The sequence below is a fragment of the Nocardioides taihuensis genome (genome assembly GCF_042657275.1).
GTDB lineage: Bacteria > Actinomycetota > Actinomycetes > Propionibacteriales > Nocardioidaceae > Nocardioides > Nocardioides taihuensis.
Window position 1 is genome coordinate 84,939 of the sequence record NZ_JBHSKD010000030.1, and the last position, 7,269, is coordinate 92,207.

Below are 7,269 nucleotides of genomic sequence, written 5' to 3' on the forward strand. Positions count from 1 at the left end.
GGAGCCCCTCCCACGATGAACCGACCCGACCCCGCCAAGGCCCGCACGCTCGCCGGCGCGCTCACCTGGCTCAAGCGCTACCACGGCCGCACCGTGGTGGTGAAGTACGGCGGCAACGCGATGACCGACGACGACCTCAAGCGGGCCTTCGCCGAGGACATCGCCTTCCTCCGCTTCGCCGGCTTCCACCCGGTCGTCGTGCACGGCGGCGGGCCGCAGATCTCAGCCATGCTCGCGCGCCTCGGCATCGAGTCGGAGTTCCGCGGTGGCCTGCGTGTCACCACTCCCGAGGCGATGGACGTCGTGCGGATGGTCCTGGTGGGCCAGGTGCAGCGCGAGCTGGTCGGGCTCATCAACGAGCACGGCCCGCTGGCCGTCGGCCTGTCGGGGGAGGACGCGGGGCTCTTCACCGCGACCCCCACCAACACCGTCGTGGACGGCGAGGAGGTCGACCTCGGGCTGGTCGGGGAGGTCGCGAAGGTCCGGCCCGAGGCGGTGCTCGACCTGATCGGCGCCGGCCGGATCCCGGTCATCTCCAGCGTCGCGCCCGACGAGCAGGGTGTGGTGCACAACGTCAACGCCGACACCGCGGCCGCCGCGCTCGCGATCGCGCTGGGCGCGGAGAAGCTCCTCGTGCTCACCGACGTCGAGGGCCTCTACCGCGACTGGCCCGACAGCGACGACGTCATCCAGGAGATCAGCCCCGAGTCGCTGGCGGAGCTGCTGCCGAGCCTCGCGTCGGGGATGGTGCCCAAGATGGAGGCCTGCCTCAAGGCCGTCACCGGCGGCGTGCCCCGGGCGACCGTCGTGGACGGCCGCGAGCCGCACGCCGTCCTCCTCGAGCTGTTCACCGACGAGGGCGTCGGCACCCAGGTGCTGCCCGGCGTCGAGACCAGGCTGCGGAAGGCCTACGAGTCGTGACCACGCTGCAGGAGCGGTACGCCGTGTCGCTGATGAACACCTTCGGCCCGCCGAAGCTGGTGCTCACCCGCGGCGAGGGGGCGCACGTCTGGGACGACGCGGGCCGCGAGTACGTCGACCTCCTCGGCGGCATCGCCGTCAACGCGCTCGGCCACGCGCACCCCGCGCTGGTCGAGGCGGTGACCACGCAGCTCGGCACGCTCGGCCACATCTCCAACTTCTTCGCCTCCGGCCCGCAGGTCGAGCTCGCCGAGACCCTCCTGCGCCTCGTGCGCGACCCGTCGGTGGACCCCGTGGAGACCACCGGCAAGGTCTTCTTCACCAACTCCGGCACCGAGGCCAACGAGACGGCGTTCAAGCTCACCCGGCGTACCGGCCGCACCCACGTGGTCGCGGCCGAGGGGGGCTTCCACGGCCGCACCATGGGGGCGTTGGCGCTGACGTCCAAGGAGGCCTACCGAACGCCGTTCGAGCCACTGCCCGGCGTGGTCACCTTCGTCCCCTTCGGCGACGCCGACGCGCTCGCCGCGGCCGTGACCGACGCGACCGCGGCCGTGCTGCTCGAGCCGGTCCAGGGCGAGGCCGGCGTCGTCGTGCCGCCCCCGGGCTACCTGGCGGCCGCTCGCGACGTGGCGACCCGCCACGGGGCCCTGCTCTGGCTCGACGAGGTGCAGTCGGGCATCGGGCGCACGGGCCGCTGGTTCGCGCACCACGGCCAGGGCGTCACCCCCGACGTCGTCACCGTGGCCAAGGGGCTCGCCGGCGGCATCCCGGTCGGCGCCTGCATCGGCCTCGGCGCCGCGGGCGACCTGCTGCAGCCCGGCCACCACGGCACGACGTTCGGGGGCAACCCGGTCGCCTGCGCGGCCGCCCTCGCTGTCATCGGCACGATCGAGCGGGACGGGCTGCTCGCGCACGCGACCCGGCTGGGGGAGCGCCTGCGGTCCGGCCTGGCGGCCGACCCGCGGGTCACCGAGGTCCGCGGCGAGGGGCTCTGGCTCGGCGTGGAGCTCGCCGGCGGCGACTCCGCCGAGGTCGCGGCCGCCGCGCTGGCGCGTGGCTTCATCGTGAACAACCCGACGCCCACCGCGTTGCGGCTCGCGCCACCGCTGGTGCTCGATCAGGATGACGCCGATGCCTTCCTGGCGGCCTGGCCCGGCATCCTCGACGAGACGATCGGAGCCACCCCATGACCCGTCACTTCCTCCGCGACGACGACCTGAGCCCCGAGGAGCAGCGCCGGGTCCTCGACCTGGCCGCCACGCTCAAGGCCGCGCCGTACGACGCGAAGCCGCTGGCCGGCCCGCGCACGGTCGCGATGATCTTCGACAAGCCGACCCTGCGCACCCAGGCGTCGTTCGCCGCGGGCATCGCCGAGCTCGGAGGCCACCCGATGCTCGTCGACGGCAAGCTGGCCGGTATCGGCGTGCGCGAGTCGGTCGCCGACGTGGCCCGGGTGCTCGGGCGCCAGGCCTCGGTCGTCGTCTGGCGCACCTACGCGCAGTCGCGCATCGACGAGATGGCGACGTACGCCGGCGTCCCGGTCGTCAACGCCCTCACCGACGACTTCCACCCCTGCCAGCTGCTCGCCGACCTGCTGACCGTGCGCGAGCACAAGGGCGCGCTGGGCGGGCTGGTCGTCGCGTTCCTCGGCGACGGGGCCTGCAACATGGGCAACTCGTGGCTGCTGGCCGGCGCGACCGCCGGCATGCACGTCCGGGTGAGCGCGCCGGTCGGCTTCGAGCCCGACAGCTCGATGGTCGACGAGGCCGCCCGCATCGCCGAGGGCACCGGCGGCTCCGCGGTCCTCGAGCCCGACCCCGAGGCGGCCGTGGCCGGCGCGGACGTCGTCGTCACCGACACCTGGGTGTCGATGGGCAAGGAGGAGGAGGCGCAGGCGCGCGTCGAGCTCTTCGGTCCCTGGCAGGTCACCGCCGAGCTGATGGCGAAGGCCGACCCCGGCGCCGTGTTCCTGCACTGCCTCCCGGCGTACCGCGGCAAGGAGGTCGACGCCTCGGTCATCGACGGCCCCCAGAGCGTCGTGTGGGACGAGGCCGAGAACCGTCGCCACGCCCAGAAGGCCGTGCTGGCCTTCCTGCTGGAGGACGGCCCGTGAGCCCGCACGCACTCCGCCCGGCGACGAAGAACGCGCGGCACCAGCTGATCGTGGAGCTGGTGTCGCACCACGAGGTGCGCTCGCAGACCGAGCTGGCCGACCTGCTGGCCGACAGCGGCCTGCACGTCACCCAGGCGACGCTGTCGCGCGACCTCGTCGAGCTCGACGCGGTCAAGGTGCGGGCGTCCTCCGGCGCGCTGGTGTACGCCGTGCCGGCCGAGGGTGGCGACCGACGACCCCGGGCGCCCGGCGAGACCGCCGCGGGCTCCCAGCGCCTGGCGCGCCTGTGCGGCGAGCTGCTGGTGAGCGCCGAGGCGAGCGCCAACCTGGTGGTCCTCCGGACCCCGCCGGGCGCCGCGCAGTTCCTCGCCAGCGCCTTCGACAAGGCCGAGCTCCCCGACGTCCTCGGCACCATCGCCGGGGACGACACCGTCCTGGTCATCGGCCGGCAGCCCCGTGGCGGCGACGCCCTCGCCCGCCACTTCCTGACCCTGGCCAACGCCCACTCCGAGCAGAAGGACCGCACCCCGTGAGCAAGGTTCTGACCTCCCTCCCCGTCGGCGAGCGCGTCGGCATCGCGTTCTCGGGGGGCCTCGACACGTCCGTCGCCGTCGCCTGGATGCGCGACAAGGGCGCCGTGCCCTGCACCTACACCGCCGACCTGGGCCAGTACGACGAGCCCGACATCGCCGGCGTGCCCGGCCGGGCCATGCAGTACGGCGCCGAGCTGTCCCGCGCGGTCGACTGCCGTCGCCAGCTGGTCGAGGAGGGCTTCGCCGCGATCGCGTGCGGCGCCTTCCACATCCGCTCCGGCGGTCGCGTCTACTTCAACACCACGCCCCTGGGCCGCGCAGTCACCGGCACGCTGCTCGTCCGCGCCATGCACGAGGACGGCGTCGACATCTGGGGCGACGGCTCGACGTTCAAGGGCAACGACATCGAGCGCTTCTACCGCTACGGCCTGCTCGCCAACCCCGACCTGCGCATCTACAAGCCCTGGCTCGACGCCGCATTCGTCCACGAGCTCGGCGGCCGCCACGAGATGAGCCAGTGGCTCACCGACCACGACCTGCCCTACCGCGACAGCCAGGAGAAGGCCTACTCCACCGACGCGAACATCTGGGGCGCCACCCACGAGGCCAAGACCCTCGAGCACCTCGACGTCTCGCTGGAGACCATCGAGCCGATCATGGGCGTGAAGTTCTGGGAGCCGTCGGTCGAGATCGCCACCGAGGACGTCGTGGTCGGCTTCGAGCAGGGCCGCCCGGTGTCGATCAACGGCGTGCGGTTCGACGACCCGGTCGCCCTCGTGCACGAGGCCAACACCGTCGGCGGGCGGCACGGGCTCGGCATGTCCGACCAGATCGAGAACCGCATCATCGAGGCCAAGTCGCGCGGCGTCTACGAGGCGCCGGGGATCGCGCTGCTCTGGATCGCCTACGAGCGCCTGCTCAACGCCGTGCACAACGAGGACACGATCGAGGGCTACCACGCGCAGGGCCGACGCCTCGGCCGGCTGCTCTACGAGGGGCGCTGGCTCGACCCCCAGGCGCTGATGATCAGGGAGTCGATCCAGCGCTGGATCGCCTCGCTCGTCACCGGTGAGGTGACCCTGCGGCTGCGCCGCGGCGAGGACTACACGATCCTGCGCACCGAGGGCCGCCACTTCTCCTACCACCCCGACAAGCTCTCGATGGAGCGCACCGAGAACGCCGCGTTCGGCCCGCTCGACCGGATCGGGCAGCTCACGCTGCGCAACCTCGACATCGCCGACTCGCGCGACAAGCTCGAGGTGTACGCCGGGCAGCCGCTCGACCAGGGCACGGTGCTGGTCGAGAACGGCACGCTCTTCGGCGAGATCGAGTCGGGCGGCTACGACCGGATCGCCCGCAACCCGGAGGCCGAGGGCGACGCCGGGGACCTGGCGCTCGACCACGCCGCGATGGAGTCCGGGACCGACTGATGCAGCAGCCCGGACAGCACGGCACCAACGAGGGCAAGCTCTGGGGCGGCCGCTTCGCCGGCGGCCCGTCCCCGGAGCTCGAGGCGCTCTCGTGCTCGACCCACTTCGACTGGCGGCTCACGCCCTACGACCTGGCGGGGTCGCGCGCCCACGCGCACGCGCTCCACCGCGCCGGCCTGCTCTCCGACACCGACCTCGCCGAGCTCGAACGCGGCCTCGACGTGCTGGGGGAGCGGTACGCCGCCGGCGACCTCCACCCCGAGCCCTCCGACGAGGACGTGCACGGCGCCCTCGAGCGGCTGCTGCTGCTCGAGGTCGGCCCCGAGGTCGGCGGCCGGTTGCGTGCCGGACGCTCCCGCAACGACCAGATCGCGACGCTGTTCAAGGTGTTCCTGCGCGACCACGCCCGGGTCGTCGCCGGCTGCGTGCTCGACCTCGTCGACGCGCTGCTCGGCCAGGCGCGCGCGCACCTCGACCCCGAGCCCACGGTGATGCCCGGCCGGACCCACCTTCAGCACGCCCAGCCGGTGCTGCTGTCCCACCACCTGCTCGCCCACGTGTGGCCGCTGCTGCGCGACGTCGAGCGGCTCCGTGACTGGGACGCCCGGGTCGCCGGGGACTCGCCGTACGGCTCGGGCGCGCTGGCCGGCCAGAGCCTCAGCCTCGACCCGGAGGCGGTGGCCGCCGAGCTCGGCTTCACCGGCTCCAGTGCCAACTCGATCGACGGCACCGCGTCCCGCGACTTCGTCGCCGAGCTCGCCTACGTCGCCGCCCAGGTCGGCATCGACGTCAGCCGCCTCGCAGAGGAAGTCATCCTCTGGGCCACCCGTGAGTTCGGCTTCGTCACCCTCGACGACGCCTGGTCGACAGGGTCGAGCATCATGCCGCAGAAGAAGAACCCCGACATCGCCGAGCTCGCCCGCGGCAAGGCCGGTCGCCTGGTCGGGAACCTCAGCGGACTGCTCGCCACGCTCAAGGCGCTGCCGCTCGCCTACAACCGCGACCTCCAGGAGGACAAGGAGCCGGTCTTCGACTCCGTCGACACCCTCGAGGTCCTGCTGCCGGCGGTGACCGGGATGGTGGCCACGCTCCGCTTCGACCGTGCCCGTCTCGCCGAGCTCGCGCCGCAGGGCTACTCGCTGGCCACCGACGTGGCCGAGTGGCTGGTCCGCGAGGGGGTGCCGTTCCGCGTCGCCCACGAGGTCGCCGGCGCCTGCGTACGCCGCTGCGAGGAGCTCGGCGTCGAGCTCGACGAGCTGACCGACGAGCAGTTCGCCGAGATCTCGCCGCACCTGACGCCCGCCGTGCGCGAGGTCCTCACCGTGACCGGTTCCGTCGCCTCCCGCGACGGGCGCGGCGGCACCGCACCGCGGCGGGTCCGCGAGCAGCTCGACGAGGTCGCGGCAGTCGCGGCGGCACACCGTGAGCGGCTCGGCTGACCTGCGCGCCGTGCTGGCGGGGCCGGTCCTCGAGGTCGCGCCGCGGCTGCTCGGAGCGGTGGTGCGGCACGGCGACGTCGCTGTGCGGCTGACCGAGGTCGAGGCCTACGACGGAGCGAACGACCCCGGCTCCCACGCCTACCGGGGCGAGACCGCCCGCAACGGCGTCATGTTCGGCCCGCCCGGGCACCTCTACGTGTACTTCACCTACGGGATGCACTTCTGCGCCAACGTCGTCTGCGGCCCCGAGGGGCGCGCGTCGGCGGTGCTGCTGCGGGCCGGGGAGGTCGTCGACGGGCTCGCCCTGGCCCGGGAGCGCCGGGGGACACCGCGCGACCGCGACCTCGCCCGCGGGCCGGCGCGACTGTGCTCCGCCCTCGGCGTCGACCGCACCCACGACGGTGCCGACCTCGTGTCCGGACCGGTGACGGTGACCCTGGCCGACCAGGCCCCGGAGCGGGTCTCGACCGGCCCCCGGGTCGGGCTGCGGGGCGCCCCCGACCGGCCCTGGCGGTTCTGGGTGACGGGGGAGACCACGGTCTCCCCCTACCGCCCTGCCAAGTCTCGCCACGTCCGTACCGACCCCCGATTTGAGGAGTCCCCGGGCCAGGGGTAATGTTGTCTCTTGCCGCGGGGAGCGGCTCCCGGTGGGAGCGGCTCGGCGTGGCACGGTGAGGCCGCGCCGCCCGAGTTGACGGTGCGAGACCGACCGGGTAAGTTTCTGCAGGTTGCCCCAACGCCGGCCCGAGAGGGTCTGTGTCGGTGCGCGTCTGATGTTTGAGAACTCAACAGTGTGTCGATAGATCGACGGATTAGTTTGTATCCCGTCC

At 73.2% G+C, this 7,269-nt stretch carries 7 protein-coding genes; all 7 read left to right on the plus strand.

Annotated elements, in window-relative coordinates; genetic code table 11:
* Positions 1–15: 15 nt before the first annotated feature.
* The 7 genes from argB to ACFPGP_RS23805 are packed head-to-tail and all read left to right on the plus strand — an operon-like array spanning position 16 to position 7,055.
* On the plus strand, positions 16–921 hold the full coding sequence (gene argB, locus ACFPGP_RS23775; RefSeq protein WP_378594041.1) for an acetylglutamate kinase: 906 nt from the start codon (positions 16–18) through the stop codon (positions 919–921).
* Entirely contained in the window at positions 918–2,114 is a 1,197-nt protein-coding gene (locus ACFPGP_RS23780; protein ID WP_378594042.1) for an acetylornithine transaminase, read from the plus strand. The genes argB and ACFPGP_RS23780 overlap by 4 nt, the downstream gene beginning before the upstream one ends.
* A complete protein-coding gene (gene argF, locus ACFPGP_RS23785; protein WP_378594043.1) occupies positions 2,111–3,037 on the plus strand; it encodes an ornithine carbamoyltransferase in 927 nt (308 codons plus the stop codon). Before ACFPGP_RS23780 ends, argF begins: the two co-directional genes overlap by 4 nt.
* Complete coding sequence (locus ACFPGP_RS23790) at positions 3,034–3,570, plus strand: arginine repressor (RefSeq protein WP_378594044.1); 537 nt, start codon at positions 3,034–3,036, stop codon at positions 3,568–3,570. The genes argF and ACFPGP_RS23790 overlap by 4 nt, the downstream gene beginning before the upstream one ends.
* The gene (gene argG / locus ACFPGP_RS23795; RefSeq protein WP_378594045.1) at positions 3,567–5,000 is read left to right on the plus strand and encodes an argininosuccinate synthase; all 1,434 of its coding nucleotides are present in this window, start codon (positions 3,567–3,569) and stop codon (positions 4,998–5,000) included. The genes ACFPGP_RS23790 and argG overlap by 4 nt, the downstream gene beginning before the upstream one ends.
* Positions 5,000–6,439: an argininosuccinate lyase gene (argH, locus tag ACFPGP_RS23800; protein WP_378594046.1), complete on the plus strand. Its 1,440-nt coding sequence runs from the start codon at positions 5,000–5,002 to the stop codon at positions 6,437–6,439. Before argG ends, argH begins: the two co-directional genes overlap by 1 nt.
* Complete coding sequence (locus tag ACFPGP_RS23805; protein WP_378594047.1) at positions 6,423–7,055, plus strand: DNA-3-methyladenine glycosylase; 633 nt, start codon at positions 6,423–6,425, stop codon at positions 7,053–7,055. Before argH ends, ACFPGP_RS23805 begins: the two co-directional genes overlap by 17 nt.
* The last annotated feature ends 214 nt before the right edge of the window (positions 7,056–7,269 follow it).